This is a genomic window from Vibrio sp. T13N (assembly GCF_032970445.1).
In the GTDB taxonomy this organism is placed as follows: domain Bacteria; phylum Pseudomonadota; class Gammaproteobacteria; order Enterobacterales; family Vibrionaceae; genus Vibrio; species Vibrio diabolicus.
This window is the reverse complement of the sequence record NZ_JAWJYE010000068.1, coordinates 1-456: the sequence shown is the minus strand read 5'-3', so window position 1 is coordinate 456 and position 456 is coordinate 1. Positions and strand designations below refer to the sequence as shown.

The window sequence follows — 456 nt, the reverse complement described above, 5'->3', positions numbered from 1 at the left end:
GGGGGACGCTTACCACTTTGTGGTTCATGACTGGGGTGAAGTCGTAACAAGGTAGCGCTAGGGGAACCTGGCGCTGGATCACCTCCTTATACGATGATTATTGCGATGAGTGTTCACACAGATTGATAYGGTTTATGAAGTTTAAGAGATAGAACATCCCCCAAGATGTTCAACTTAGTGTCCCGTTCGTCTAGAGGCCTAGGACACCGCCCTTTCACGGCGGTAACAGGGGTTCGACTCCCCTACGGGATACCATCTTTAAGGGCATTCAATGAGTGCTTTTAAAAATGGTTACTTCTTTGAAGTAATTAGCTCTTTAACAATTTGGAAAGCTGACAAAACAACAATTTATTGTTGTTTGTAAAGTTCTCAAAGTATTCATTTATGAATACAACTAAAAACACATTCAAGTGTTCTTGGAATTTGAGTCCGGCAAAATCGATATGTCTCTCGCTC

General features: G+C 42.2%; 1 tRNA gene and 1 rRNA gene. Both read left to right on the top strand.

The annotated features are described in order from the left end of the window. Positions 1–89, top strand: a 16S ribosomal RNA gene (locus R2S67_RS22860); the annotation flags it as partial. A 90-nt stretch (positions 90–179) separates the two neighbouring features. Continuing rightward, positions 180–255 (top strand) — tRNA-Glu (locus R2S67_RS22855). The last annotated feature ends 201 nt before the right edge of the window (positions 256–456 follow it).